Origin of the sequence: Seonamhaeicola sp. ML3 (assembly GCF_023273855.1) — a bacterium.
Lineage (GTDB): Bacteria > Bacteroidota > Bacteroidia > Flavobacteriales > Flavobacteriaceae > Seonamhaeicola.
Map to the genome: position 1 here is coordinate 3,270,041 of NZ_CP096884.1, position 24,521 is coordinate 3,294,561.

The window sequence follows — 24,521 nt, forward strand, 5'->3', positions numbered from 1 at the left end:
ATGAAAACAACAGACGTCCATATCATTTTTCCCAATCAACTGTTTAAAACCTCCAAGGCTTTAGAAAGTGCTACCGATATTGTTATGGTAGAAGAATTTCTTTTCTTCAAACACTATAAATTCCATAAACAAAAAATTGCCTTCCATAGAGCTTCCATGAAGTCCTATCAAGACTATCTAAAACTTAAGAATAAAAAAGTACATTATATCGATTCCCAAAAGGCAATAAGCGATATAAGGTTACTTCTTCCATACCTTGCGAGCCAAGGCTATAAAACTGTTCATATCATCGATCCTGTAGACTGTTGGTTAGAAAAACGCATTATAAATTATGCCCAAAACGTTAATATTGTTTGGTACGATAACCCAGGGTTTATAAATTCTAAAGAGGCGCTATCAGATTTTTTTAAACCTACTAAAAAGAAATTCTTTCAAACGGCATTTTATAAAAACCAAAGAAAGAAACTCAACATTTTAATGAACCAAGGGGAACCTGAAGGCGGAAAATGGACTTTTGATACCGATAACCGGAAAAGATATCCAAAAGATAAAACGCCACCTAATATTCATTTTCCAGACAAAACAAAATATCATATCGAGGCTGAGGGCTACGTTAGTAAACACTTCGCTAATAACTATGGGGCTCTTAACGATTTTATTACTTATCCCTTAGACTTCGATTCATCTGAAGCTTGGCTTGACCAATTTTTTGAGCAACGGTTTTACGAATTCGGTATTTATGAAGATGCCATAGTTAAAGAAGCCCATTTTTTAAATCACAGTATATTATCGCCATTGGTAAATGTTGGGTTACTTGACCCGGAACACGTTGCAAGAAAAGCGGTTCAATTTGCAAAAAAGAATGATATCCCTATAAACTCAACCGAAGGTTTTGTTAGACAAATAATAGGATGGCGCGAATTTATTAGAGGTGTTTATCAAATAAAAGGCTCCCAAGAACGTACAACAAATTTTTGGGGGTTTACCAGAAAAATACCCAAATCGTTCTACACGGGCACAACCGGAATAGCTCCAATAGACGATGTTATAAAAAAGGTATTAAAAACAGGCTATGCACATCACATCGAACGCCTTATGGTTTTGGGTAACTTTATGGTGTTATGTGAATTTAACCCAAATGAGGTTTACCAATGGTTTATGGAACTTTTCATTGACTCATACGACTGGGTAATGGTTCCAAATGTTTATGGCATGAGCCTTTATGCAGATGGCGGTATTATGTCTACAAAACCCTATATAAGTAGTAGTAACTACATCATGAAAATGAGCAATTATAAAAAAGGAGAATGGCAAAAAACTTGGGATGGATTATTCTGGACGTTTATGGACAAGCACAGATCCTTTTTTTTATCAAACCCCAGGTTGGGCATGCTTATTAGAACCTTCGATAAAATGCCAGTAGAAACAAAAGAAGCCCATTTTGAAAATGCCGATTTTTTTTTAAAAGCCCTCAATAATGATTGAAAAAGAACATATCAATGTCGTTTGGCTAAAACGCGACCTACGCTTGTTTGATAACGAGGCTATTTATGAGGCTTTAAAAAGTGAAAGGCGGGTCTTGTTGTTATATTGTTTCGAGCCCATTTTAGTTGAAGATGTGCATTACAGCGAGAGACATTGGAATTTCATAAAAGAATCTATAACAGACCTAAACGAACAATTAGCGCCCTACCAATCCAAAATCCTAGCGGTAAATGCAGATATTAATGCTACCATTAATCAGTTATTAACGCGATACCGTATAACAGAAATCTTTTCTCATCAAGAAACCGGAATTCTAGTAACCTACGAGCGGGATAAAAACTTCAAGCGTTTCTGTAAAAACAACCTTATTGATTGGAAGGAATACATAAATAATGGTGTAATAAGAGGTTTGAAAGACAGAAAAGGATGGAATGAATTGGTAGACGCGCTTTATGCGATAGAGCCTTTACCGTTTCAACCTAAAAGTAATCAGCTTATTTCTTTAGATACCATTAAATCTATTGAAGAAAATTTTAAACTTCCACAGTTAAAAACCTCGGAATTCACGCCATTTCAAAAAGGTGGCCGAACAACAGGTTTAAGGTATTTAAACTCATTTTTTCAAGAACGGCACAAAGATTACATGTTCCATATTTCTAAACCCGATTTAGCTAGAACAAGCTGTAGCAGGATCTCACCATATATTGCTTGGGGAAATCTTTCTGTTAGAGAGGTTATTCACAAAACCAAAGAGACAAGGAAAGTTTCCAAGCATAAAAAAGCGTTGGATGCTTTCATGTCGCGCTTAAGGTGGCAATCACATTTCATTCAAAAATTTGAAATGGAACATACTATGGAAGAAGCAAGTATTAACAAAGGATTTCATAAACTGAAAAAAAATATCTCCGAAAGCTATCAAATAGCTTGGAAAAAAGGACAAACGGGCTATCCATTAGTAGATGCCTGTATGCGGTGTTTAAACGAAACAGGGTATTTAAACTTTAGAATGCGAGCCTTAGTAGTATCTTTCTTCACGCACAATCTATGGCAACCTTGGCAAGCAGCAACAACACATCTCTCTCAAATGTTCTTAGATTTTGAACCTGGTATACACTTTCCGCAGTTACAAATGCAAGCAGGAGAAACTGGAATTAATATGCTTCGCATTTATAATCCTGTAAAAAACAGTTTAGAGCATGACCCCTCGGCAGCTTTTATAAAAAAATGGGTTCCAGAACTAAGAGACTTGGATACGCCATTTGCGCATCAGCCATATTTAATGACTGAACTGGAACAACAATTCTACAATATTACCTTGGGAGAGGATTACCCGTTACCAATTGTGGATTTAGAAGCCACTAGAAAAAAGGCCGGTGATACACTTTGGAATTTAAGAAAAGATAAAACGGTTATGGAAGAAAGTCAACGTATTCTTAGGAAGCACACCTTAAAAAACCGCCGAAAACAATCTTAAAAAACTTATTACCAAGCAATTATTATATCCCATAAGAAATACTGATAGTGCCATTGCTATTTTTGTTTAAACTTTTTTATAAAAACTTAAACATTTTGTATATTTGAAAGAGAATAGATACAATATGTTATTAAATACAACCCATCAAAATAAAGAACACAAACAAATAATTAGGGAATTGGTTGGTACTTCTTTTACCCTATTGAAGACTTTCAAACTGAAAGGTGTTGGGTCTAAGCGTATGATTATATCACAAGTTAGTCCAAATTTGGAACAAATTATAAACAAAAGCTCAGATATCAATTATGCAAATTTAGAATTAAGAACCGAAGGTATTTTAATATACATAAACAAAGGGCTAGAGAATTTTACATGGGTTATTCCCTATCCACAATTAGTAGTTTTTAAAGGTGATGAGCTCAGTTTACATGCCCAAGGGAAGTTCGTGAGGTTTAAAAATAATAACATGGTTAGAGAGAATAAAACATTCCTAAATAAAATGATTGAACAAAAATTGATTTACGAAGAACGTTATAATTTCCAAGATTTATGACTTTATCCATGTTAGATATAGACCGAGTTATAGAAATGGCCTGGGAGGATAGAACAACATTCGATGCCATAAAATATCAATTTGGTCTCAAAGAACAGGAGGTCATCGAAATCATGCGAAAGCATATGAAACCCAAAAGTTTCAAAATGTGGCGTAAACGTGTTCAAGGAAGAGCCACTAAACATCAAAAATTAAGAGGCTTCGAAAAAGGTCGTTTTAAATGTAGCAGGCAAAAACAAATTACACATAATAAAATTTCAAAACGTTAACGTGCTTTGATTACAATACGCTAAGACAGCACATAAAAAAGAAGATATGCAATTAGAAAAAGAAAAAACAAAAATTAACGGACATCACTTAAACGGGTTTAGTATTGAAGATATTGGAGATGATCACCTTTCCACGGGCCTTGAGACACCTCTACGAGATGATGCATTTAGACTTAGTGATGCCGACAAGAAAAAACAAATAGCTATTCTTTTTGAAGAAATTATGCAAGTTATGGGTTTAGATTTAAACGACGATTCCCTAAAAGGAACCCCAGAACGTGTCGCAAAAATGTACATTGATGAGATATTCTCTGGTCTAAATCCGAGTAATAAGCCTAAAGTAGCATTGTTCGATAACAAGTACAAGTACAACCAAATGCTGGTTGAAAAAAATATTACGTTCTATTCTAACTGTGAGCATCATTTCGTACCCATTATAGGTAAAGCTCATGTTGCATATATATCTTCTGGTAAAGTAATTGGCCTTTCTAAACTTAATAGAATTGTACAGTACTATGCTAAAAGACCACAGGTACAAGAACGTTTAACAAACCAAATAGCAAACGAATTAAAATCAATTTTAGACACAGAAGATGTTGCTGTCATTATCGATGCTAAACATCTATGTGTGTCTTCCAGAGGTGTAAAAGATGACACCTCCTCGACGGTTACCGCTTATTACGGCGGAAAGTTTAATACCCCTCAAAAAATTACAGAATTACAAAATTATTTAAACGATTAACACCATGGAATTAGAATTAATTAACAAAGCGCTAGAGTTTGAACAAAGAAAAATGAGAGGTCTCTCTACAAGCGACCGTGTAAAAATATCCAGAGAAGCTAAAGCCCTCATTTTAGATTTAAATCAAATCTACAAAATAAAAAAGGACCAGAAACTCATGGACATAATGAAACGCCTTACTGCTATTAAACGAAAGGTTGAAAAGAGATTAAAAGGACCTTTAATTGTATAACGAATACCCAATACTAATTGGTACTGTTCAGTCAGAAATAATACAAAATGAAAACAATAATTATAGTAGGTGGAAGTAAAGGTATTGGCAATGCCCTTGTGAAAAATTTATTAGAACAACATAAGGTTATAAACATAAGCAGGACTAAACCAGATATATCTAACGATAATTTGGTGCACTATTCCTGTAATGTTCTAGAAGATGAACTACCAGATATAGAGCAAGCAGATGGACTAATTTATTGCCCTGGTAGTATAAACCTGAAACCTTTCCAAAGGCTGACTTTAGACGATTTTCAAAATGACTTGAACATAAACGTTTTAAGTGCTGTAAAAGTACTTCAAAAGTATATGACAGCGCTAAAGAATGGAAATAGCCCTTCGGTTGTTCTATTCAGTACAGTTGCTGCAAAATTAGGCATGCCTTTTCATGCCAGTATTGCTGCGGCTAAATCTGCCGTAGAAGGCTTGGTAAAATCGCTTGGCGCCGAATGGGCCCCTTCTATAAGAATAAATGCAATTGCACCTACAGTCACCGATACTAGTTTGGCCGCTAAATTATTGCGTAATGACAAAATGATTGATAGTATTAAAGAACGTCATCCCTTGAAAAAAATATTGCAACCCGAAGAGGTCGCTAATATGGCTGAGTTCTTACTGTCTGAAAAAGCGAACTCCATTTCTGGCCAGATTTTTGAAATAGACTGTGGTATCGTAAGTTTTAAAATATAATTATTATGAACGTTTTAAAAACATTTGTAGCAACATTGTATCCAAAGCAACCTGAGGTAAATGCATTGGTTTCTAATCTGTACGATGTAAACATTTCTAGTCTCAATGGCTCTGCATTGGATTTAAAACAATTTAAGGGAAAATATATCCTGTTCGTTAATGTAGCTTCAAAGTGTGGCTTTACTCCTCAGTATAAAGAATTGCAGGAACTACAAGATACGTTCAGCGATGTCCTAGCAGTCATAGGTATTCCTTGTAACCAATTTGGTAGGCAAGAACCTGGAGATGCAGACGAAATACAGGAATTTTGCGAAATAAATTATGGTGTAACTTTTAATATCACCGAAAAAGTAAATGTTAAAGGAACACACAAACACGAACTCTATCAATTCTTAACCGAGAAACATAACAATGGTGTTAGACAATCTACGGTTAAATGGAATTTTCAAAAATATTTAGTTGACCCTCAAGGCAAGTTAGTAGATTATTTCCTTTCTACAACTAAACCTCTAAGCCCGAGAATTACGAATTATTTAAAATAAAATTGCCATGTTCAAAATTTTCAAAAGAAATTCGAAAAGAGAAAAATTAGAAAAAAAAGTTAAACGCTTATTAAAAGAGTGGCATGAACTGTCCTCGATAAACAGAAAAGAAAGCGATAAAAAATATGCAGAAGCTCAAGAGATTTTAGCGTATTTGAATAAAACAAATCATGAAATTAGTTAGTTATAGTGTTCTCTTCTTAATTTTAAATTTCGGTGCCCTTGCCATAGGCAACTTGCTTATGGCATCGGGACCGCAAAAAGAGTGGTATTTAGCACTTAACAAAGCACCTTGGACTCCTCCCGGTTGGGTGTTTGGTGTTGCTTGGTTTACCATTATGGCCTGTTTCTCGTTATACATGGCTTACTTATTACAAACTGGGCTAACTTCAAAAATAATACTACTATTCACGCTTCAATTTGTACTAAATATTAGCTGGAACTATGTTTTTTTTAATGCGCACCAAGTCGCAGTTGGACTTATTGTGCTTTTAGCGCTAACCTCCATAGTCTCAATATTTACCTATAATTACTGGAAAACACTAAAATTGAAAAGCGTGCTTATTCTCCCCTATTTATTCTGGCTCTTTGTCGCAACATCGCTTAATATGTACATACTAATACACAACAAATAATGAAAATATACAGCTTACATAGAAAACAAAATTTACCCATTTCGGTAGATGAAGCTTGGGAGTTCTTATCCAATCCCAAAAACTTAAAAACCATAACACCAGATTATATGGGTTTCGAAATTTTGTCTGGAGCAGACAGACCCATGTATGCTGGCCAAATTATCGAATACATTGTAACACCAGTTTTGGGTATTAAAACTAAATGGGTTACCGAAATAACGCATGTTATAGATAAGCAATACTTTGTAGACGAACAACGCTTTGGCCCCTATGCCTTATGGCACCATAAACATTTTATAAAGGAAATAGAAGGTGGTGTAGAAATGGAAGATATCATTCACTATAAAATTCCGTTTGGAATCTTAGGTCAACTCATGCACCCTATGGTAGTGGCGCCTAAACTAAATGAGATTTTTGAATACCGCACCAAAAAGCTAAATGAACTCTTTGGAAACATGCCTGAACCTAAAATAAAATCGAAAGTAAAAGTAGCTTGAAAACGCTAAAGTGTTAAAATGGGTTAAAATATTCGTTTCCCTCCATAAATTCAATTTAAAAACATAAGTTTGGCAAATTTTATTATATTGTCTTCCTGCTAATAACCGTATTTGGCAGATTGTTTAATTGAATATTGACTATGGAATTGATTGATAGAGCTTTAGAATTTGAAAATCGTAGACACACCTTTAAAACTACAAGTGAACGCATTGAATCTTCTAGAGAGGTTAAAGCCCTTATATTAGAAATTAACACTATTTACAAAGAAACCAAAGATCCAGAACTTATGGACCTTATGAAGCGCTTAACCGTTATAAAACAAAAAATAGAAAAGCGTTTAAAGGGAAGACAAAACGACCTTATTGGTTAGATTTTACCTGTTCTTTTATAAAACGTAAAAGCAATATTACTTTTCACAAAATTTGCGTAATTACTTTACAACAATATACTTTTTAATCTAAGGCTAGGCTAGACTATTGGAGTTAAAATAAATACTATCAAGAGACTAAAAAGACCAATAGGTTATCCAGCAATTAACATATCAAAATCTGCAGCTGTCTGTATAACCTCCTGAATTATTGAAGGCGCGACTGAACGTTCTTGAGCATTCTCCTCATCTTCTGAGATACCCAATTTTTCAAAAAAGTTTCTAAAACCTTTTGGACTATGAATATTCACCCATTTGCACACTTTATCTGTTTTATTACTAAAAGTATGTAAGGTGTTCTTTGGTAAATCAACAGATTCTCCTGCACTAACAACTTTAACTTCACCATCAATAAAAAATTCCATTTCGCCTTCAATAATTAAAAAAGACTCATCAAAAGAGTTATGAGAATGAGGCGGTGGCCCTTGAACATGTGCTGGAGTTTCAGCAAACATAATATCGTAATTTCCAGTAGTATCATATGGTGTTACCTTATGCCCTAACACCCACTTGGTAGTTGATTGTTTCATTTTATGAGATTTTTGTCTCACAAACTTAATAATGAATTTTGAATTCTGCAAATTTTATAAGACATTTGTCTCATGAGAAAGAAATACATAGAAACCGGAAGAAAACAGCAAAAGCTAAAAACTCGGAATAAAATACTTGCTAGCGCAAAGAATTTACTGAGAAAAGGAACCGACTTTACCTTAGAGCAAATTGCTGAAGACGCTAATATATCTCGGGCAACGGTTTACCGCTATTATTCTAGTGTAGATATACTTTCTTTAGAAGCTGGTCTAGATTGGCAAACAAAGCCCCCTGAAGCTATACTGAAACCCCTACTAGATAAAGATATTAGACATAAACTCATAGGTGTTCAGGATTACTTTAACCAATTAACCTACAATCACGAAAACGCTTTTAGAAAATATTTAAGTCATGCCATTACTTCTAATTCAGATGAAGGTAAAAGAGGTGCTAGACGCGTTAAAACCTTAGAATTAGCTTTAGAAAACAATACCCTTAACCTATCGGAAGAAGATACCGAAAAACTAATCGTTGTCGCTACAGCACTTATGGGAGTTGAAGCTACCATTGTAACCAAAGACGTTTGCGGTCTAGACAACGAGACCTCTAAAACCATACTCAATTGGGGATTAGACACGCTTTTAAAAGGTATCCTTACTGACAAATTCAGATAAATCTATTCTAATTTAAGCTTGTAAGCCCTTACAGTATTATGAAAAAAAGTAGGTACTAAAAGTGTTTGGGTTTCTGGAATAAAATCTATATCTGCAGCGTTAATAGATGCTTCCCTGGTGTCTAAAAGTTTTTCTTTACTCCAATCTTTAGCATGAATATAAAACACTTCTCCTTTCCAACTTGAGGTTATAAAATCACCGTTTTCTAATTTTACAACACCATCGCCATGCCCAATACTATCCGTTAATTTTTTAAAACCATTTGTAGCATTATAAACTCCAAATTGTTGAGTGCCAGAATCTAAAAAATAAAGACCTTCCTTTTGAAAAAGCAATCCGTTTAATCGTTTTAAATTTAAGGTATCCGAAGCATATTCTGTAATTGAACCATGCGCTATTTTATAGACAGTACCAGAACCAGATCCCGAGGCATAAACAACACCCTCATGGTCTACAGTAATATCGTTTAATTGTGGATTTCCCTCTACATTATAAGTATTGGTAATTGTCTGGGAGGCTATATCTATCTCAGCAACACAATCAATATCACTTACATATAACTTACCGTGGCTTAAGCCCAAACCTTTAGGGCCACTCACCCCTTCCATCCATTTTAAATCAACAATCTCACCGCTGGTATTTATTTTAGAAATGAATCCGTTACCATCTTTTTCCCAAGGATTGTTGTTTATATTAGAGACATATATTGTCTTTGAGGCCTTATCAAATAAAACAGCTTCGGCTGTAGTAAGCAACGTATCGGTTTCCCAAACTAACTCTAAAGATGGGTTTACTTTCGAAGATATAACTTGATCCGTTGAAACGTTAGATTTATTCTTGTTAGCACAAGATATTAAGAGGGTTAACATAAATAACACCAATGGTAAACTATAATTTCTCATAACGAGTTTGTATTTAAGTAAGAATTGTTAAAAGTAGATTGCTTTTATAAAGTAACCCAACAGAAAAATACAAATTATAATTTATTTGGTGTTTGTTGAGAACTATATTAATCTAAACGTTCAATTTTTGCTCCAATAGCCTTTAAACGCGTGTCTATATTTTCATAACCACGATCAATCTGCTCAATATTCATAATCGTAGATGTTCCCTTGGCAGACAGCGCCGCTATAAGCAACGACACTCCTGCTCTAATATCTGGTGAAGTCATTGTAGTCGCCTTTAAGGTTGACTTAAAATCATGACCGATAACCGTAGCTCTATGAGGGTCACATAAAATGATTTTAGCTCCCATATCGATCAATTTATCAACGAAAAACAATCGGCTTTCAAACATTTTTTGATGAACGAGAACACTTCCTCGTGCTTGTGTGGCTACGACTAAAATGATACTTAACAAATCTGGTGTAAAACCTGGCCAGGGCGCATCGGCAATGGTTAAAATAGAGCCGTCTATAAAGTTTTGTATTTCATACCCATCGGTATGCGCTGGAATATGAATATCGTCTCCCTGCCTTTCCACAGTAATGCCCAATTTTCTAAACATATTAGGAATTACCCCTAAATCATCCCAAGATACGTTGGTAATCGTAAGTTCACTTTTGGTCATGGCGGCCAATCCAATCCAACTACCAATCTCAATCATATCTGGTAACATGGTGTGCTCTGTTCCTCCTAAACTTTCAACACCTTCAATAACAAGCATATTAGAACCAACACCACTAATCTTAGCTCCCATCCTATTCAGCATTTTGCATAATTGCTGTAAATAAGGTTCACAAGCAGCGTTGTATATTGTAGTTTTACCTTCAGCTAAGACAGCTGCCATAACAATGTTGGCCGTACCTGTAACCGAAGCTTCTTCAAGAAGCATGTAGGTTCCTTTAAGTTTATCGGCTTCTACACCGTAAAATTGTTCTTCTTTACTGTATCTAAATTTCGCACCTAAATTAATTAAACCTTCGAAGTGGGTATCCAATCTTCGTCTACCTATTTTATCACCACCAGGCTTTGGGATATAACCTCTACCAAAACGCGCCAATAATGGGCCTACTATCATAATCGAACCTCTTAGACCACGTCCGTCAATCTTAAATTGATCGGATTCCAAGTAATCTAAATCAACTTTATCGGCTTGAAACGAATAAGTACCTTTGGAAAGTTTTTCAACAGTAACCCCAAGTTTTGTAAGTAAACTGATTAGTTTATTAACATCAACAATATCAGGAATATTATTAATAATAACTTTTTCTGGAGTTAATAATACAGCACATAATATTTGTAGCGCTTCGTTTTTGGCACCTTGAGGCTGAATGCTTCCTTTGAGCTGGTGACCGCCTTCAATTTTAAAGATTCCCATAGGTAAATTTAGTGACGTTTTCTTTGACGATTGTTCGTGTTCTTTTTCTTCTTGTTACTGTATTTACCTTTAGAACGCATTAAACTAGCAGAATCTGATAAATCTTCTTCAGAATTTCGTAAATCTATCTTTCCTCCAGATAACTCGAACAAATGATCGTAGATAACCGCATCTTCAACAGAGTCTTTATTCCAATTTAAGAAACACTTTTTCATATGGTTTGCTATGGTATAAAGAAGCGCTTCTTTTAACTCGCCATCTTCCCAAGTATTGGCAACATCTATCATTGTCTTGATGTTGTTACCATAAAAACGGTATTTAGGATGATTTTGTGGGTACCTCAAAGGTTCCGGGCGCTCTTCTAAAACCTCTTTTGTTGGCTTCGGAAATGGTGAATCTACATCTAACTCAAAATTGGCCATGATGAATAATTGATCCCAAAGTTTATGCTGAAAATCGGGCACATCGCGTAAATGTGGCTGCATATTTCCCATTACAGAGATAATGGATTTTGCAATTTTATTGCGTTCTTCTTTGTCCTCTATTGTCTTGGCATGATTTATCATTTTCTGCATATGGCGTCCATATTCAGGAATAATTAAATGCTCACGCTCGGTATTATATTCTAAAGTATCTATCAAAATAAATGTGTGAATTAAAATTAATGCATGTAGTTCTTATGCAAGTGCAAAATACAAAAAAAACTTAGAGGCTATTTAAAAATATGTGATTAGAATTATTACAGGCCTTTTTTGTGGTGTTTTAGGTAGAGTTTAGTTTTCTTCACAACGTTTTAGTCAAAACTATAAAACGGGAATTGCGATATTTCTAAACTGTTTCTACAAACTAATAACACCTTCAACTTTTTCGGCTACCTCTTTGTATTTTTCAATAACGGCGTTTGGGTCTCTCATTAAAAGGTTAACGGACACGCTTGTGTACTTCCCGTTTTTAGATTCGGCTGTATTTATAACCGCTCCCATGTTATCGAATATGGCCTCGACCTGAGCAATTTTTTTCATATCGGACTTTACTATAAACTTATATAGGTATTCGGCTGGCCAAGTGGTTGTTTCATAAAGTTGGCCTTTTAGTTTTTCGTAAAATTCGTCTGATTTATGTGATGATGCCATAGCAATTTTTTATGCTGCAAAAATACATGATTTTTTTATTGAAAAACTCATAAATCCATAATAAAAACCCAAATGGATTTGTGTCTTTATGAATCAGTTTTTATCCCATTTTTATAGCTAAATAAAACTCAGGTTATACTGAAGCGATATACAGTTTAGCTTCTATTTTTTTAATCGGTTCTAAATTCCGATTTTTACACTAAATTCTACAAATTTGAGCACTAAAAAAGTTGTCATTACAGGAGGGCCAGGCACCGGAAAATCCACAATAATAAACGAACTTATAAAACGGGGCCATCATTGCTTTGAGGAGATTTCCAGACAGGTAACACTCGAAGCTCAAAAGGAAGGTATAGACCAACTTTTTTTAACCAAGCCATTATTGTTTAGCGAACGCCTTTTAAAAGGTCGTGAACAACAGTTTATTGAGGCCTCAAAAAGTAGTTCAAATATCGTGTTTTTAGATCGAGGCGTTCACGATGTCCTAGCCTATATGGATTATATTGGTAATACCTACCCGCAAGATTTTAGAGATGTTTGCCGCTCCAGTATTTACGACCATGTCTTTATTTTTAAACCCTGGGACCTTATTTACGAAAGCGATAACGAACGTTACGAAAACTTCGAGCAATCGCTTAAAATCCACGAACACCTTTTAGAAACTTACCAATCCTACAATTACAATTTAATTGATGTTCCCTTTGGAACTGTAGAAGAGCGCATCAATTTTATCCTTGAAGCGTTAAACTTGTAATATGGAGCACCCAATTAACATATTAGAACGTTATTGGAATTACACCAAATTTAGAAACCAGCAGGAAGATATCATAAATGCGGTAATTGATGGTGAAGATACTTTTGTGCTATTACCTACGGGAGGTGGTAAATCTTTGTGTTTTCAAATACCTGCTTTAGCCAAAGACGGTATTTGCATTGTCATTTCGCCATTAATTGCTTTAATGAAAGACCAAGTAAAGGCCTTAAACCAAAAAGGCATAAAAGCATTGGCCATTACCGGTGGTATTTCCCTTAATAATTTGGATACGCTTTTAGACAATTGTATCTACGGAAACTACAAGTTTTTGTATCTATCTCCCGAAAGGCTACAACAGGAATTGGTTCAGGATCGCATTAGGCAAATGAATGTGAATCTCATAGCTGTTGATGAAGCACATTGTATCTCCCAATGGGGAAATGATTTTAGACCATCTTATAAAAACATTACGCTTTTACGTAGGCTTCAACCCTCGGTCAATGTGGTTGCGTTAACGGCATCGGCTAAACCCGAAGTTGTTCAAGATATCATAAAGGAGCTTGATTTTATCCAACCTAAAATCTTTAAACAATCGTTTGTCAGGCCTAATATTGGCTATATGGTGCTTCATGAAAACGATAAATATTACAGACTCGAAACCATTTTAAAAAAGTATACACAATCGGCTATCGTTTATGTTAGAAACAGAAAAGCTACACTAGAATTAAGTCAATTTTTAGAGTCAAAAGGTTCTACAGCGACCTACTATCATGGTGGACTATCTAACGACGAAAAGGAAGCCAATATGACCCAATGGGCAAATAACAAAAAACAAGTCATAGTGGCTACCAATGCGTTTGGTATGGGCATTGATAAGCCTGATGTTAAAACGGTTATACATTTTAATTTACCAGAAAGTATCGAGAGTTATTTTCAAGAAGCCGGACGCGTGGGAAGAAATGGTGAAAAATCTTTTGCCGTTATTATAAAAAACGACAGTGACCTACAACTGGTGAAAAATCAATTTCTGAATGTTTTACCTAGTGTAGATTATGTAAAGCAGGTGTATAGAAAACTATGTAATTACTTCCAAATATCTTACGGAGAAGGGGCGTATAGTACTTTTGATTTTAATTTCAATGCCTTTAGTAAAACCTACGATTTTAATACACTTCTTTGTTATAACACCCTAGAGTTACTTGATAGAAACAGTATCATAAATCTTTCCAAACAGTTTAAAAACAAAGTCACTGTTCAATTTATAATGGACAGCCATGCTATTTTCAATTATCTCGATACGCATAGTGATTTAAACATTATAATAAAGTCCATACTTAGAATGTACGGCGGTATTTTTGATCATGAAACCAAAGTAGACACCAAAAAAATTGCCGAAAGAGCATCGGTTTCAGAACAAACACTAATTCATACTTTGCAACGATTAGAAAAAGATGATGTCTTGACATTAAACCTCGCAAAAACCGATGCTCAAATAACATTTATAGAACCGAGGGAAGACGATAAAACCATAAACCGTATTGCCAAGGTTTTAACGCATCAAAACAAAATAAAGCACGACCAAGTTAAAGCCATGCTTGCTTATGTTGAGAATGATAGTGACTGTAAAAGCATGCAATTGCTATCTTATTTCGGTGAGAAAGACCTAAGCCCTTGTGGTGTTTGTTCGGTTTGTACTTCGGCTCAAAAAAAACTCAAAAAGGTTGATATACCTGCTTTAAAAAACCGTATCATTGACCTCTTGGAACAAGGCGATTTATCCTCTAGGGCAATTGTTTCGAAACTAAATTGTTCAGAAAAAGATTTAAAAACAGTTTTAAAACTATTAGTTGAACATAATATGATTACTATTACACCAAAAAACACTTATAAACTAAGTTGATAATGAAAGATTTAAGAATTGTTTTTATGGGAACCCCAGATTTTGCTGTCGAGACCTTAAAAATACTAGTAGAGAATAAATATAATATTGTTGGGGTAATTACCGCTCCCGACAAACCTGCAGGTAGAGGACGTAAACTAAATGAGAGTGCCGTAAAACAATATGCCAAAGAAAATAACCTTAACATACTACAACCTACCAACCTAAAAAACGGAGATTTCCTTAATGAACTCAAGTCGCTTAGGGCAAACTTACAGGTGGTGGTTGCTTTTAGAATGTTACCGGCTGTTGTTTGGCAAATACCAGAATATGGAACGTTCAATCTACACGCCTCCCTGCTACCTAACTACAGAGGGGCAGCTCCCATAAACTGGGCTATTATAAATGGTGAAACTAAATCTGGGGTTTCAACCTTCTTTATAGATGAAAAAATTGATACTGGTGCCATGATTCTTCAAGAGGAAGTAGATATTGAACCAGATGAAAATGCTGGAGAGCTTCACGATAAATTGATGGCACTTGGAAGTAACTTAGTTTTAAAAACCGTAAAACTTATTGAGGTTGGCTCTATTGAAACTAAACCTCAAGTAGATACCACCGATATAAAAACAGCTTACAAATTAAACAAGGACAACTGTAAAATAAATTGGCAAGACTCCTTAGACAATATATATAACCATATTCGTGGGCTTAGCCCCTATCCTGCTGCTTGGTGTACTTTTATTAATGGCGAAGATGCACTGGATGTAAAAATTTATAAAGCCGAAAAAGAATCTGCTGAACACGATTTAAATCTCGGAACCATTGTTTCCACTAAAAAAAGCTTAAAAATTGCGGTTTTAAATGGATACCTATCCATACTGGAAATTAAACTTCCGGGGAAGAAACGCATGGATATAAAATCGCTACTAAACGGCTATTCTTTTACAGATAATGCCAAAGCGCTCTAAACCCTTGTAAACACTACCACTACAAAGAAACCAAACCATTGGTCTATCCTTTATTAACAAATGCTCAAAGTTATCAACAAAAGCATGCATTTCCCTTGTTATTACTTGCGTGATTTGATAATCCGTATAAATTTGTAGAGGATTTAACAAAAATGTTTAACCAATTTATTAATAATTAAACTTTATATTATGAACAAAACAGATTTAATCGATGCAATGGCAGAACACGCAGGAATTACTAAAGCTGCCGCTAAAAAAGCATTAGAATGTGCACTTATTGAAATTGAAGGAGCTTTACAAAAAGGTAACCGTGTTTCTTTAGTAGGATTTGGTTCTTGGTCGGTTTCTAAAAGATCAGCAAGAGAAGGAAGAAACCCTCAAACTGGTGAAACTATCAAAATCAAAGCTAAAAACGTTGTTAAGTTTAAAGCTGGTGCAGATTTATCAAGCGCTGTTAACTAATATAATTTAGTTACTAAATATAGACGTTAAAGCCTTCTAAATTTAGAAGGCTTTTTTTATGACCCAAAGTCAAGAGTTGCTTTTTTGATAAATAAATACTAGATTTAGATAAAATTCATCAAAAAAGCATGACAGCTACAAACCCCCAAAAAGGAGACTTGCTCATTGCGGAACCTGCAATTATTGGTGATGTATCTTTTAATCGCTCCATAGTTCTAATTGCAGACCACTCCAGCGATGGCTCTATTGGTTTTATTCTCAATAAACCTCTAGATTACACCATCGATGAACTCATTCCCGAAATAGAAGCCGATTTTAAAGTTTATAATGGCGGCCCTGTTGAACAGGATAATTTATATTTTATACACAAGGTACCCGAATTAATTCCAGACAGCATAGAAATATCGCTAGGTATTTATTGGGGTGGCAACTTCGATAAAGTTGTAGAACTCATCTCAGAATCTAAAGTTGAAGAGGGTGATATCAAATTCTTTTTGGGTTATTCTGGATGGAGCGCTCTTCAGCTCGAAGAAGAGCTTAAAGCCAACTCTTGGGTAGTCACCGAGAATATTTACAAAAAGAACATTATCGGTAAGGACTACAAATCATTTTGGAAAGAAAAAATGTTAGAATTTGGAGGTGAATACAGTATTTGGTCCAATGCACCAGAAAATCCTAATTACAACTAACCCAATCTTACTTTTGCGTTAAGTTTTCCTATCAATGTCTTGGCTAGATTATTGGTAAAAGTCTTTTTTCTATATTTTGTAACAGATTGAATACCAACAATAACATTGGTAAAAAAAATTTCATCTGCTTTTTGAAGCTCGAATGGCGATACAGAATCTTCAACTACGTTGTAGTCAGACATGGTCTTTACGATGTCAATAATTTGCTTCCTCATCACCCCTTTTAAACATCCATCAGAAATTGGAGGTGTTTTTACAGTATCTCCTTTTATGACAAATATATTTCCGTTTAAAGATTCTATAACCTGTTTGTTAGTGTTTAAGACCAAACAATTGTCCAAGTTGTTCTCTTTTGCATAGACACTACCAACAACGTTCAAAGCCTTGTTGTTGGTTTTAAGCGTAGATAATAAACTTGGTGACTGGTAATAATCTTTAAACAAATCGACTTCGTAAGAACCTTCATCTAAGGTGTAGAAATCATTGTCTAGCGCTTTGATGGTGATAAGAAAATCTACATCGTTGTTGGTTGGCGTGTATAACCCACCAGATTTCCTATTCACTATTAATTTAACTCTAGCTGTTGAAGCCGATAAATCGTTTGCCTGTAATGTTTCCTTAATTTGTTCTTCTATATATTCTAAGGTAAAATTCATGGGGATTTCCATTCTCATAATTCTCATGGAAGCCATTAACCTAAAGTAGTGATCCTCCAAGAACAGAATTTTACCCAAACTCACTTTTATGGTTTCGAAAACCGCATCACCATAGGCAAACCCTCTGTTTTCTATTGAAAGTAACGCTGTGTTTTCAGAAATATTTCCGTTAAAATTTATCATAAAAAAATCCCGTTTTCAGGTTTATTGAAAACGGGACAAATATAGTCTAATTATACTATTTAAATCTACACAGAGCCTAATACATGCTTTAAATCTGATATTTGGTTTTCCCATAGCATTTTAGCTTCATCGACTTCGTCCTCTTCGGCAAAATCGGTAACCATTAAGGAAACATCCTTGGTGATTTCGTCGACCTGAATTCGTATTTCAAAGTAACAAGAAGCGCCTTCTTCATCGTCTGCAACCCATCTAAATTTAACACGTTCCCCACTTTTTTTACTCAGTAATTTAGCTTGTTCTTCGCTATCGTCCCATATAAAGGTAAACAACTCACCACGTGAATTTACATTGTCTGAAAACCATTCTGAAAGTCCCGAAGGTGTTGATATATATTGAAATAATAATTGAGGTGAAGCATGAATTGGAAATTCGATATCGAATCTTACTTTGTCGTCCATAAGTACGTTAAAAATTAATGTAGCGTAATATATACATTAATTAATAAGTAATGCAATTTTTTTCGCAATAATTTATTTCACTAATGTTTGTTGAGATTAATTTTGTTTTTATATTTGCAGCCACAAAATGGCGAGGTAGCTCAGTTGGTTAGAGCGTCGGATTCATAACCCGGAGGTCTCGAGTTCAAATCTCGATCTCGCTACAAGACATAAAGTCAATAAAACAAGCGGTTTAGCCTTTCTAAACCGTTTTTTTATGTCTAATTTGAAACAGATTCTTACTTTTGCATACGATTTTGAATACGAAAGTGCATACGATTTGTCCCAGAAGAAAAACTTTTCCAATCCTAAAATTTACGTTGCAGATGGCGATTTGACCAAGCGTTGGTACGTGTATTTCTCTTTCAGAAACCCCGATTCTGGAAAAATGAAACGGATGACCCCATTTTATGGTGTAGCAAACAAGTACAAGACCAAGGGAGAACGTATGGAGGTGCTTTCAGTCTATCGCAAGACATTGCTAAAATTATTAAAACAGGGCTACAATCCCTTTAACGACAATACCGAGCTGTTCAATAAACTGAAGGGCAAAAAGGAAGCTCCTAAAACCCAACCACAAGAAACCGCAAGTTTACCAGAACCTGAACAACCAGAAACCGTAAGCGAAACAACTAAATTGTCATTGAAGGAAGCCTTTGACTTCGGACTAAAACTAAAGAAAAATGTGGTGAACGCAAGAACTCTAAAGGATTACGAAGGTAAAATAAATGCATTCCTGAAATGGTTGTACACGAAACACCCAGATATCAAGACCATTGACGGTATTAACAAAAATATTGCTCTAGAATACCTAAATGACATATTATGCCAGACTTCTGCAAGAAACCGTAATAATTATAGAGCGGATATTAGCAGTATCATGCAGGTTTTGGAAGACAATGAGATTATTGAATCCAACTTTATAAAGAAAATACCAGTATTAAAGTCTAAACCCGAAAGGCACAAGACTTATTCCCAAGAAATGCAAGATGACATATTCAAGCATTTAGAAAATGAGGATCCAGATCTTTTGCTCTATATCAAATTTATTCTTTATGGCCTGTTAAGACCGATTGAAATTAACAGAGTGAAAATCAAGGATATCAACCTAACGGACAAGATCATACAATATAAGGCCAAGAACAGTAATTTAAAGACTAGGATTATTCCGCAGATTCTTCTGGACGAACTACCGGACTTATCAAAAATGAACGGCGATGATTTTCTGTTCACACCAAGCAAAATTGGTGGCGCATGGAAAACTGGCGAAAATAACAAACGTGACTATTTTACCAAACGGTTTAGAAAGATGGTCAAGGAACCCCTTGGTATTGGTGAAGATTACGGACTATACAGCTTTAGGCATACCAGTATTACTAAACTTTACAGAGAACTGGTAAAGGAATCTTCACCTTTTAAGGCCAAAAGCGAACTTATGCAGATCACGGGGCATACCTCAATGACCGCCTTGGAAAAATATCTCAGGAATCTGGACGCAGAATTACCAGCCGATTATTCAGAAATGCTAAAAAAGAACAATGGATAAAGATTCATTATATAAATACTATCTGGGACTGATCCCTAACCTATTGGTGGAATTTCATTTCTTTTTAGCAAAGAACAAGATTCCGAAAGAAGTTTTGCAGGAAATAGAAATCTTTAAAACCGACAAGTATCTAGACAAAATCTACGTAGCAGATTATTACGATGGTATCGTTCCATATATAAAGGACAGGAAAAATGACCAATTTATTCTTAAAAGCAGCAAACTGAACAAGAATATCTTCAGTCTTTTGGAGAAGAAAAGCAAGTTGACAGAACCTGAATTTGATTACGTATTGAACCAATATTTCGAATTGGCGGAAACGTTTTTCTATTTTGCAGATTGGTTGAACGACAATCTAGAACTTTTGGAATTAAATGATCGAAGTACAAAAGGCCTATTCAATATACAGTTCCTTAACTACAAAAAGCACTTTGAATCGTTCATCAAGAACTTTTATCCCGATCACAAAGCAGTTCCAAAAGGAAACTTTAATGCCCTGGAAAGGATTAAAAGCATTTATCCCAATACTCCGCAAGGGTTGGCTAGTGCAAGTGCAATGAAAGGCAAGTTTAATTTTCCTGATTTCATTGAAGCAACAGAATCCAAGGAGGCCGCTTTTTCGGTTTCCAAAAAAACACAAGCATCAAAAAGCAAAATTAAAAAACCGCTTATCACCAAGGAGGAAGCCGAATCGGAATTGTTAAAAAAGTATTTTGTTATAGACAATAAAGTATAATGCTTAAAATATATTTGCACATTTTGGCAACCTATATTTCAAAATCGTGATAATTATTGTAATCAAAAAAAGATGTTGATTTTTTGTTGATGCCCATGAAAAGTTGTTGGTTTTTTGTTGCTTATCTGTTGCTAGATCGTTGGTTTTTTGTTGATATGATTATAATAGTAATCAGAAAATGCCTAAAAGTATGCTTTTAAGGTTTAATTTTTGTTGTAGAATTTTTTGAAATGATTTTTATTTCATTGCCATATAGTCCTGCCAAATAATCAACACATACTTTTCTGCATTGTACTCCTTTTTTTTAAGAAAACCGAACTCATAAACGAACCAGTAGATATCCCCTTTTTGGTTCTTCCAGTAGTGGGTAAAGAAATTAGGGTCGAACCCTTGTTCCAATAACACCTTTGACCTTATAATCGCCTTTCCTGCCCTATTATAATGTTTCAGCAGTTTTCTGTTAAGCTTTAACTGATTGTCCACTTTGTTGTAAAATCTGGGAGCTGCTGTTTTGGACTGCTGGTACTGGAAAGAACTTTTGCAATGGTTATCGCAGTACTTTTTATCAGACCTACCAGTCAATTCCTTGCCACAAGACAGGCACTTTTTCCTTTCCAAATTCATAACTGAATATTATACGGATAATATACATATAATATTCGGCTTTTATATTAAAAACCTCTAAATTTAAGTAAAATTTTTCGCATGAATAGATTACCAAACATCACTTTAAAAAACCTGCTGATCGACAACAGGAAAAAGATAGGCCTTCAATATTTTTCAAATAAGGTTATTGATGCACTGCTTAATAATTTACCCAATGTATCTTGGAGTTCCTTGTACCATATGCATTACATCCCCTACTCTAAAGATAATTTAGACCTGATTTTCAAGACGTATAAAGGTGTCGCCTGGATCAATGGTAATTATTTCTTTAAGAAAGATAATTCTAAAGCCCTGAACGAAGAATTTGACGTAGAATGGTTTAGAAACAGACAACTACCAATTGATTATAAACAATGTCCAGAAGCCTACTTGGACAAACTTGAACTTAAGCGCTATGCTAATAATACCGTGAAGACCTATGTTTCATGTTTTGAAAAGTTCATAAACCATTACAAGGACAAACACATAGATGAAATTAACGAAAATGATGTTAGGGACTACCTTAAAGTTTTAGTTCAAAACAAATGGTCGAACTCATACCTAAATCAATTTATTAACAGTATCAAATTTTATTATGAAATCGTTCTGGGATTGCCCAATAGGTTTTACGACATAGAACGTCCAAGGTCTGAGCGTAAGCTACCCGTGGTACTCTCAAAGGAAGAGGTTCGTGAAATTCTTGATGCAACAAACAACATTAAACATCGTTGTATCCTTGGTCTCCTTTATTCCGCCGGGTTAAGGCGCAGTGAGCTTATTAATCTGAAGCTTACCGATATAGACAGCAAAAGAATGCTCATCAAGATAGATGGAGCAAAGGGCAACAAGGACAGATATTCTCTTTTGGCACAATCAATGCTCGATGATCTGAGGGAGTATTATAAAAAGTTTAGACCTACCAAATATCTTTTTGAGGGGCAAAAGAAAGAAAAGTATAGTGCCACAAGTATTGTAAAGATACTTTCTTCGGCAGTATATAAGGTGGGAATCAAGAAACACGTTACGCCCCACACCCTGAGGCATAGCTTTGCAACCCATTTACTTGAAAATGGAACTGACCTTAGGTACATCCAAATACTTTTGGGGCATAATTCTACAAAGACGACCGAAATCTACACGCACGTTGCCACCAACACATTTAATTCTATAAAAAACCCATTGGATTTGTAAGAATATTAACTATTTTTATCCAAATAAATATAGTAGATATAAAGACAATTGTCTTTATACAACCGTTGTGTTTCATACCGCAACAGACTCACCAATAAAACTTAAAAATGTCAAATATTAGAATCAATTCTATATCAATAAAGAATTATCGTTCATTTGGAGAGGGACAAGATTTTTCATTTCCTAGTGTAGATTATTTAAAACCGACTGCAATTGTTGGTTATAATAATTCTGGAAAAACTAATCTTATGAGTGCAATTCTCTATGGTATTGGTGAAAAATTTATAAGTGAAAAAACGTTTGAGAAAATTGACCTTCATAATTTAGATATTGATAATCAAATCGAAATTGTTTCGAACTTGTCTGGCAGTAATTATGGGGTTGATTACAGAGGAAACCCTAAATCAATTTCAGGGGAATACACAATATCATCGCAATTAGATGATAATGAAATAAAATCAAAAATTAGTAAATCATTTTTTGGAGCAAATAAACACTATGGCATTTTCTATGTCAATTTCCACAATATAAAAGAGGAAATTATAACTCAGAAAACAAGTTGGGGAAACATTCGCTCATTTCTTGGTCGTCATATTCAAAAACTTGTAGATTCGGATGGCACAATGCAAGTAAAAAAAAGTGTGTTCGAGTCAGAAGTATCTGAAAGTACAGATAAAGTATTAGAAGAATCTGCTTTAAGTGAATTCATAGAAATAATTAGAAAAAACTACTCAACGAACTTAAGGAACAATGATTGTAAAGTAGATTTTGGATTACCTAGTTACGAGGACATATTCTTAAAAATGATGTTTAAAATTGGATTAAATGGTAACATTGACAACTTAATTCCAATTGACTATTTTGGAGATGGTTTTATTTCAATGTTTGTAATGGCAGTTATTCAATCAATAGCGGAATCAAACAATGAGGATAAGTGTCTATTTTTATTTGAAGAGCCTGAAAGCTTCCTACACGAAAATCATCAGGAATATTTCTACAAAACTGTATTATGTGGTCTATCTGAAAAGGGACATCAAGTAATTTATACTACACACTCAGATAGAATGATTAATCCGTTTGATACAAGAGGGTTAATAAGACTTGAAATGGATGATAACAATCAAACTATTTGTAAATACAACGAAATTCAAAATTTCAATGTAGAACAAGTTGATGAAGAAACGGGAGAAGTTATTACCCTATCAAGATATAATGAATTTATAAAAACAGTAGAACCAAATTTAAACAGATTACTGTTTAGTAGAAAGGTAATACTTGTTGAGGGGCCAAATGATGTATTAGTTTACAAGAATGGAATTAAGAAGAAAATTATTGACTTTATCACTTTAGATGAAACAATAGAAAATAAAGAAAAGTATGCAGATGCATACCTTAATTTTGAAAACATCTCTTTTATTTGTCATCATGGAAAAACCACTGCTTTATACTTGATTGAGCTATGTAAACATTTTGATGTTGACCACTTCGTTATTAATGATTGGGATTTTGAATCAGAAGAACTCACAATTGAAGAGGTTTCTATTTTTGAAACCTTGGCAGACTTAAAACAAAGTGATTTATATATAAATAGTCCGAGTAAATCAATGATAACTAATAATTGGAATCTTATTAATGCTACATCCGGTAATATCCATTTTAATATAAAAAAGTTAGAATCAGTAATAGGTTATACTTCTAATGATAAAAGTAGTATTGGTATATGGAATTTGTTAGAGAGTAAAGAAGCAAATGACTTTAATGAAATGATAATACCTTATTCCTTATTAGAGTTTATTAAGTTAACTGAAAATGAAATAGTAGTGTAAAAAAGTACGAAAACACAACAAGGTATAAAAAACATAGGGCGTTTGTGCTTCATTGAAAGGTCTGTGTGTTTTAACAAAGTCCGCTAAATATAAAATTTGGCGTTTATAGAAGAAAAGATAAAAGCAAAATATTCATATTTAGCTAAGTAATAAACCGAAACGAAAGTGCTTGTCACCTGCCCTACGTTTCTTATACTGAACGTTAGCCACAAGCTGAAAAAAACACGAACAAGATTTAAA

Annotated in this window: 30 protein-coding genes and 1 tRNA gene; 23 read left to right on the forward strand and 8 right to left on the reverse strand. The window is 34.5% G+C overall.

Going from position 1 to position 24,521, the window contains the following annotated elements; all coding sequences use genetic code 11:
• The 12 genes from M0214_RS14255 (at nucleotide 1) to M0214_RS14310 (ending at nucleotide 7,531) form a co-directional block, all read left to right on the forward strand.
• Complete coding sequence (locus M0214_RS14255; RefSeq protein ID WP_248723232.1) at nucleotides 1–1,485, forward strand: cryptochrome/photolyase family protein; 1,485 nt, start codon at nucleotides 1–3, stop codon at nucleotides 1,483–1,485.
• Nucleotides 1,478–2,959: a cryptochrome/deoxyribodipyrimidine photo-lyase family protein gene (locus M0214_RS14260; RefSeq protein ID WP_248723233.1), complete on the forward strand. Its 1,482-nt coding sequence runs from the start codon at nucleotides 1,478–1,480 to the stop codon at nucleotides 2,957–2,959. Before M0214_RS14255 ends, M0214_RS14260 begins: the two co-directional genes overlap by 8 nt.
• Before the next feature lie 103 nt (nucleotides 2,960–3,062).
• Complete coding sequence (locus M0214_RS14265; protein ID WP_371873509.1) at nucleotides 3,063–3,512, forward strand: hypothetical protein; 450 nt, start codon at nucleotides 3,063–3,065, stop codon at nucleotides 3,510–3,512.
• 8 nt (nucleotides 3,513–3,520) lie between these two features.
• Entirely contained in the window at nucleotides 3,521–3,781 is a 261-nt protein-coding gene (locus M0214_RS14270; protein WP_371873510.1) for a TIGR03643 family protein, read from the forward strand.
• A gap of 46 nt (nucleotides 3,782–3,827) precedes the next feature.
• A complete protein-coding gene (folE, locus tag M0214_RS14275) occupies nucleotides 3,828–4,523 on the forward strand; it encodes a GTP cyclohydrolase I FolE (protein WP_248723235.1) in 696 nt (231 codons plus the stop codon).
• 4 nt (nucleotides 4,524–4,527) lie between these two features.
• Nucleotides 4,528–4,755, forward strand: a complete 228-nt coding sequence (locus M0214_RS14280; RefSeq protein ID WP_248723236.1) for a hypothetical protein — start codon at nucleotides 4,528–4,530, stop codon at nucleotides 4,753–4,755.
• 47 nt (nucleotides 4,756–4,802) lie between these two features.
• Nucleotides 4,803–5,486, forward strand: a complete 684-nt coding sequence (locus tag M0214_RS14285; RefSeq protein WP_248723237.1) for an SDR family NAD(P)-dependent oxidoreductase — start codon at nucleotides 4,803–4,805, stop codon at nucleotides 5,484–5,486.
• 5 nt (nucleotides 5,487–5,491) lie between these two features.
• Entirely contained in the window at nucleotides 5,492–6,028 is a 537-nt protein-coding gene (locus M0214_RS14290) for a glutathione peroxidase (RefSeq protein WP_248723238.1), read from the forward strand.
• Between the two features lie 7 nt (nucleotides 6,029–6,035).
• The gene (locus M0214_RS14295) at nucleotides 6,036–6,212 is read left to right on the forward strand and encodes a Lacal_2735 family protein (RefSeq protein WP_248723239.1); all 177 of its coding nucleotides are present in this window, start codon (nucleotides 6,036–6,038) and stop codon (nucleotides 6,210–6,212) included.
• Nucleotides 6,199–6,663, forward strand: a complete 465-nt coding sequence (locus M0214_RS14300) for a TspO/MBR family protein (RefSeq protein WP_248723240.1) — start codon at nucleotides 6,199–6,201, stop codon at nucleotides 6,661–6,663. Before M0214_RS14295 ends, M0214_RS14300 begins: the two co-directional genes overlap by 14 nt.
• Complete coding sequence (locus tag M0214_RS14305) at nucleotides 6,663–7,160, forward strand: SRPBCC family protein (RefSeq protein WP_248723241.1); 498 nt, start codon at nucleotides 6,663–6,665, stop codon at nucleotides 7,158–7,160. The genes M0214_RS14300 and M0214_RS14305 overlap by 1 nt, the downstream gene beginning before the upstream one ends.
• A gap of 140 nt (nucleotides 7,161–7,300) precedes the next feature.
• On the forward strand, nucleotides 7,301–7,531 hold the full coding sequence (locus M0214_RS14310; RefSeq protein WP_248723242.1) for a hypothetical protein: 231 nt from the start codon (nucleotides 7,301–7,303) through the stop codon (nucleotides 7,529–7,531).
• Between the two features lie 152 nt (nucleotides 7,532–7,683).
• On the opposite strand, the gene M0214_RS14315 is transcribed toward M0214_RS14310, so the two are convergent.
• A complete protein-coding gene (locus M0214_RS14315) occupies nucleotides 7,684–8,118 on the reverse strand; it encodes a cupin domain-containing protein (protein WP_248723243.1) in 435 nt (144 codons plus the stop codon).
• A gap of 72 nt (nucleotides 8,119–8,190) precedes the next feature.
• Between M0214_RS14315 and M0214_RS14320 the strand changes: the two genes are divergently transcribed.
• Nucleotides 8,191–8,793, forward strand: a complete 603-nt coding sequence (locus M0214_RS14320; RefSeq protein ID WP_248723244.1) for a TetR/AcrR family transcriptional regulator — start codon at nucleotides 8,191–8,193, stop codon at nucleotides 8,791–8,793.
• Nucleotides 8,794–8,795: 2 nt separating this feature from the next.
• Here the strand turns inward: M0214_RS14320 and M0214_RS14325 are convergent, their stop codons facing one another.
• From M0214_RS14325 to M0214_RS14340, 4 genes are all read right to left on the reverse strand, one after another.
• The gene (locus M0214_RS14325) at nucleotides 8,796–9,695 is read right to left on the reverse strand and encodes a hypothetical protein (RefSeq protein WP_248723245.1); all 900 of its coding nucleotides are present in this window, start codon (nucleotides 9,693–9,695) and stop codon (nucleotides 8,796–8,798) included.
• A gap of 107 nt (nucleotides 9,696–9,802) precedes the next feature.
• Nucleotides 9,803–11,113 (reverse strand): UDP-N-acetylglucosamine 1-carboxyvinyltransferase, encoded by a 1,311-nt coding sequence (gene murA / locus M0214_RS14330; protein ID WP_248723246.1) that lies wholly within the window; start codon nucleotides 11,111–11,113, stop codon nucleotides 9,803–9,805.
• Between the two features lie 8 nt (nucleotides 11,114–11,121).
• Nucleotides 11,122–11,754: a DUF4290 domain-containing protein gene (locus M0214_RS14335; RefSeq protein WP_248723247.1), complete on the reverse strand. Its 633-nt coding sequence runs from the start codon at nucleotides 11,752–11,754 to the stop codon at nucleotides 11,122–11,124.
• Nucleotides 11,755–11,952: 198 nt separating this feature from the next.
• Nucleotides 11,953–12,246 carry a DUF493 family protein gene (locus M0214_RS14340; RefSeq protein WP_248723248.1) on the reverse strand — a complete coding sequence of 98 codons (294 nt, stop codon included), beginning with the start codon at nucleotides 12,244–12,246 and terminating at the stop codon, nucleotides 11,953–11,955.
• A 214-nt stretch (nucleotides 12,247–12,460) separates the two neighbouring features.
• On the opposite strand from M0214_RS14340, the gene M0214_RS14345 reads away from it, so the two are divergent.
• The 5 genes from M0214_RS14345 to M0214_RS14365 all read left to right on the forward strand — a co-directional run bounded on the left by M0214_RS14345 (nucleotide 12,461) and on the right by M0214_RS14365 (nucleotide 17,001).
• On the forward strand, nucleotides 12,461–13,000 hold the full coding sequence (locus M0214_RS14345; protein ID WP_248723249.1) for an AAA family ATPase: 540 nt from the start codon (nucleotides 12,461–12,463) through the stop codon (nucleotides 12,998–13,000).
• Nucleotide 13,001: 1 nt separating this feature from the next.
• Nucleotides 13,002–14,900 (forward strand): ATP-dependent DNA helicase RecQ, encoded by a 1,899-nt coding sequence (locus M0214_RS14350; protein WP_248723250.1) that lies wholly within the window; start codon nucleotides 13,002–13,004, stop codon nucleotides 14,898–14,900.
• Between the two features lie 2 nt (nucleotides 14,901–14,902).
• The gene (fmt, locus tag M0214_RS14355) at nucleotides 14,903–15,850 is read left to right on the forward strand and encodes a methionyl-tRNA formyltransferase (protein WP_248723251.1); all 948 of its coding nucleotides are present in this window, start codon (nucleotides 14,903–14,905) and stop codon (nucleotides 15,848–15,850) included.
• Between the two features lie 189 nt (nucleotides 15,851–16,039).
• The gene (locus M0214_RS14360; RefSeq protein ID WP_248723252.1) at nucleotides 16,040–16,312 is read left to right on the forward strand and encodes an HU family DNA-binding protein; all 273 of its coding nucleotides are present in this window, start codon (nucleotides 16,040–16,042) and stop codon (nucleotides 16,310–16,312) included.
• A gap of 128 nt (nucleotides 16,313–16,440) precedes the next feature.
• Nucleotides 16,441–17,001 (forward strand): YqgE/AlgH family protein, encoded by a 561-nt coding sequence (locus M0214_RS14365; RefSeq protein WP_248723253.1) that lies wholly within the window; start codon nucleotides 16,441–16,443, stop codon nucleotides 16,999–17,001.
• Here the strand turns inward: M0214_RS14365 and M0214_RS14370 are convergent.
• Both M0214_RS14370 and M0214_RS14375 read right to left on the reverse strand, forming a co-directional pair.
• Nucleotides 16,998–17,840, reverse strand: a complete 843-nt coding sequence (locus M0214_RS14370; RefSeq protein WP_248723254.1) for an aminotransferase class IV — start codon at nucleotides 17,838–17,840, stop codon at nucleotides 16,998–17,000. The genes M0214_RS14365 and M0214_RS14370 overlap by 4 nt on opposite strands.
• A gap of 65 nt (nucleotides 17,841–17,905) precedes the next feature.
• Nucleotides 17,906–18,298 carry an START-like domain-containing protein gene (locus M0214_RS14375; RefSeq protein ID WP_248723255.1) on the reverse strand — a complete coding sequence of 131 codons (393 nt, stop codon included), beginning with the start codon at nucleotides 18,296–18,298 and terminating at the stop codon, nucleotides 17,906–17,908.
• 129 nt (nucleotides 18,299–18,427) lie between these two features.
• On the opposite strand from M0214_RS14375, the gene M0214_RS14380 reads away from it, so the two are divergent.
• The 3 genes from M0214_RS14380 to M0214_RS14390 all read left to right on the forward strand — a co-directional run bounded on the left by M0214_RS14380 (nucleotide 18,428) and on the right by M0214_RS14390 (nucleotide 20,619).
• Nucleotides 18,428–18,501: transfer RNA gene (locus tag M0214_RS14380), tRNA-Met, on the forward strand.
• 53 nt (nucleotides 18,502–18,554) lie between these two features.
• Nucleotides 18,555–19,883: a site-specific integrase gene (locus M0214_RS14385; protein WP_248723256.1), complete on the forward strand. Its 1,329-nt coding sequence runs from the start codon at nucleotides 18,555–18,557 to the stop codon at nucleotides 19,881–19,883.
• Entirely contained in the window at nucleotides 19,876–20,619 is a 744-nt protein-coding gene (locus M0214_RS14390) for a hypothetical protein (RefSeq protein WP_248723257.1), read from the forward strand. The genes M0214_RS14385 and M0214_RS14390 overlap by 8 nt, the downstream gene beginning before the upstream one ends.
• Nucleotides 20,620–20,856: 237 nt before the next feature.
• Here the strand turns inward: M0214_RS14390 and M0214_RS14395 are convergent, their stop codons facing one another.
• On the reverse strand, nucleotides 20,857–21,243 hold the full coding sequence (locus M0214_RS14395; protein ID WP_248723258.1) for a hypothetical protein: 387 nt from the start codon (nucleotides 21,241–21,243) through the stop codon (nucleotides 20,857–20,859).
• Nucleotides 21,244–21,324: 81 nt separating this feature from the next.
• Here M0214_RS14395 and xerA point away from each other — a divergent pair, with 81 nt between their 5' ends.
• Together xerA and M0214_RS14405 are read left to right on the forward strand one after the other, a co-directional pair.
• Nucleotides 21,325–22,455 carry a site-specific tyrosine recombinase/integron integrase gene (xerA, locus tag M0214_RS14400; protein WP_248723259.1) on the forward strand — a complete coding sequence of 377 codons (1,131 nt, stop codon included), beginning with the start codon at nucleotides 21,325–21,327 and terminating at the stop codon, nucleotides 22,453–22,455.
• Nucleotides 22,456–22,562: 107 nt separating this feature from the next.
• Nucleotides 22,563–24,281 (forward strand): ATP-dependent endonuclease, encoded by a 1,719-nt coding sequence (locus tag M0214_RS14405; protein ID WP_248723260.1) that lies wholly within the window; start codon nucleotides 22,563–22,565, stop codon nucleotides 24,279–24,281.
• Nucleotides 24,282–24,521 lie beyond the last annotated feature (240 nt).

Bases quoted from the DNA above. Each gene is read 5' to 3' on its own strand.
- M0214_RS14385 (WP_248723256.1), top strand. From the start codon at position 18,555: ATGTCTAATTTGAAACAGATTCTTACTTTTGCATACGATTTTGAATAC.
- M0214_RS14260 (WP_248723233.1), top strand. From the start codon at position 1,478: ATGATTGAAAAAGAACATATCAATGTCGTTTGGCTAAAACGCGACCTA.
- M0214_RS14270 (WP_371873510.1), top strand. From the start codon at position 3,521: ATGTTAGATATAGACCGAGTTATAGAAATGGCCTGGGAGGATAGAACA.
- xerA (WP_248723259.1), top strand. From the start codon at position 21,325: ATGAATAGATTACCAAACATCACTTTAAAAAACCTGCTGATCGACAAC.
- M0214_RS14310 (WP_248723242.1), top strand. From the start codon at position 7,301: ATGGAATTGATTGATAGAGCTTTAGAATTTGAAAATCGTAGACACACC.
- M0214_RS14405 (WP_248723260.1), top strand. From the start codon at position 22,563: ATGTCAAATATTAGAATCAATTCTATATCAATAAAGAATTATCGTTCA.
- M0214_RS14300 (WP_248723240.1), top strand. From the start codon at position 6,199: ATGAAATTAGTTAGTTATAGTGTTCTCTTCTTAATTTTAAATTTCGGT.
- M0214_RS14360 (WP_248723252.1), top strand. From the start codon at position 16,040: ATGAACAAAACAGATTTAATCGATGCAATGGCAGAACACGCAGGAATT.
- M0214_RS14255 (WP_248723232.1), top strand. From the start codon at position 1: ATGAAAACAACAGACGTCCATATCATTTTTCCCAATCAACTGTTTAAA.
- M0214_RS14315 (WP_248723243.1), bottom strand. From the start codon at position 8,118: ATGAAACAATCAACTACCAAGTGGGTGTTAGGGCATAAGGTAACACCA.
- M0214_RS14365 (WP_248723253.1), top strand. From the start codon at position 16,441: ATGACAGCTACAAACCCCCAAAAAGGAGACTTGCTCATTGCGGAACCT.
- M0214_RS14375 (WP_248723255.1), bottom strand. From the start codon at position 18,298: ATGGACGACAAAGTAAGATTCGATATCGAATTTCCAATTCATGCTTCA.
- fmt (WP_248723251.1), top strand. From the start codon at position 14,903: ATGAAAGATTTAAGAATTGTTTTTATGGGAACCCCAGATTTTGCTGTC.
- M0214_RS14390 (WP_248723257.1), top strand. From the start codon at position 19,876: ATGGATAAAGATTCATTATATAAATACTATCTGGGACTGATCCCTAAC.
- M0214_RS14280 (WP_248723236.1), top strand. From the start codon at position 4,528: ATGGAATTAGAATTAATTAACAAAGCGCTAGAGTTTGAACAAAGAAAA.
- M0214_RS14290 (WP_248723238.1), top strand. From the start codon at position 5,492: ATGAACGTTTTAAAAACATTTGTAGCAACATTGTATCCAAAGCAACCT.
- M0214_RS14325 (WP_248723245.1), bottom strand. From the start codon at position 9,695: ATGAGAAATTATAGTTTACCATTGGTGTTATTTATGTTAACCCTCTTA.
- M0214_RS14340 (WP_248723248.1), bottom strand. From the start codon at position 12,246: ATGGCATCATCACATAAATCAGACGAATTTTACGAAAAACTAAAAGGC.
- M0214_RS14320 (WP_248723244.1), top strand. From the start codon at position 8,191: ATGAGAAAGAAATACATAGAAACCGGAAGAAAACAGCAAAAGCTAAAA.
- folE (WP_248723235.1), top strand. From the start codon at position 3,828: ATGCAATTAGAAAAAGAAAAAACAAAAATTAACGGACATCACTTAAAC.
- M0214_RS14285 (WP_248723237.1), top strand. From the start codon at position 4,803: ATGAAAACAATAATTATAGTAGGTGGAAGTAAAGGTATTGGCAATGCC.
- M0214_RS14305 (WP_248723241.1), top strand. From the start codon at position 6,663: ATGAAAATATACAGCTTACATAGAAAACAAAATTTACCCATTTCGGTA.
- M0214_RS14395 (WP_248723258.1), bottom strand. From the start codon at position 21,243: ATGAATTTGGAAAGGAAAAAGTGCCTGTCTTGTGGCAAGGAATTGACT.
- murA (WP_248723246.1), bottom strand. From the start codon at position 11,113: ATGGGAATCTTTAAAATTGAAGGCGGTCACCAGCTCAAAGGAAGCATT.
- M0214_RS14295 (WP_248723239.1), top strand. From the start codon at position 6,036: ATGTTCAAAATTTTCAAAAGAAATTCGAAAAGAGAAAAATTAGAAAAA.
- M0214_RS14370 (WP_248723254.1), bottom strand. From the start codon at position 17,840: ATGATAAATTTTAACGGAAATATTTCTGAAAACACAGCGTTACTTTCA.
- M0214_RS14350 (WP_248723250.1), top strand. From the start codon at position 13,002: ATGGAGCACCCAATTAACATATTAGAACGTTATTGGAATTACACCAAA.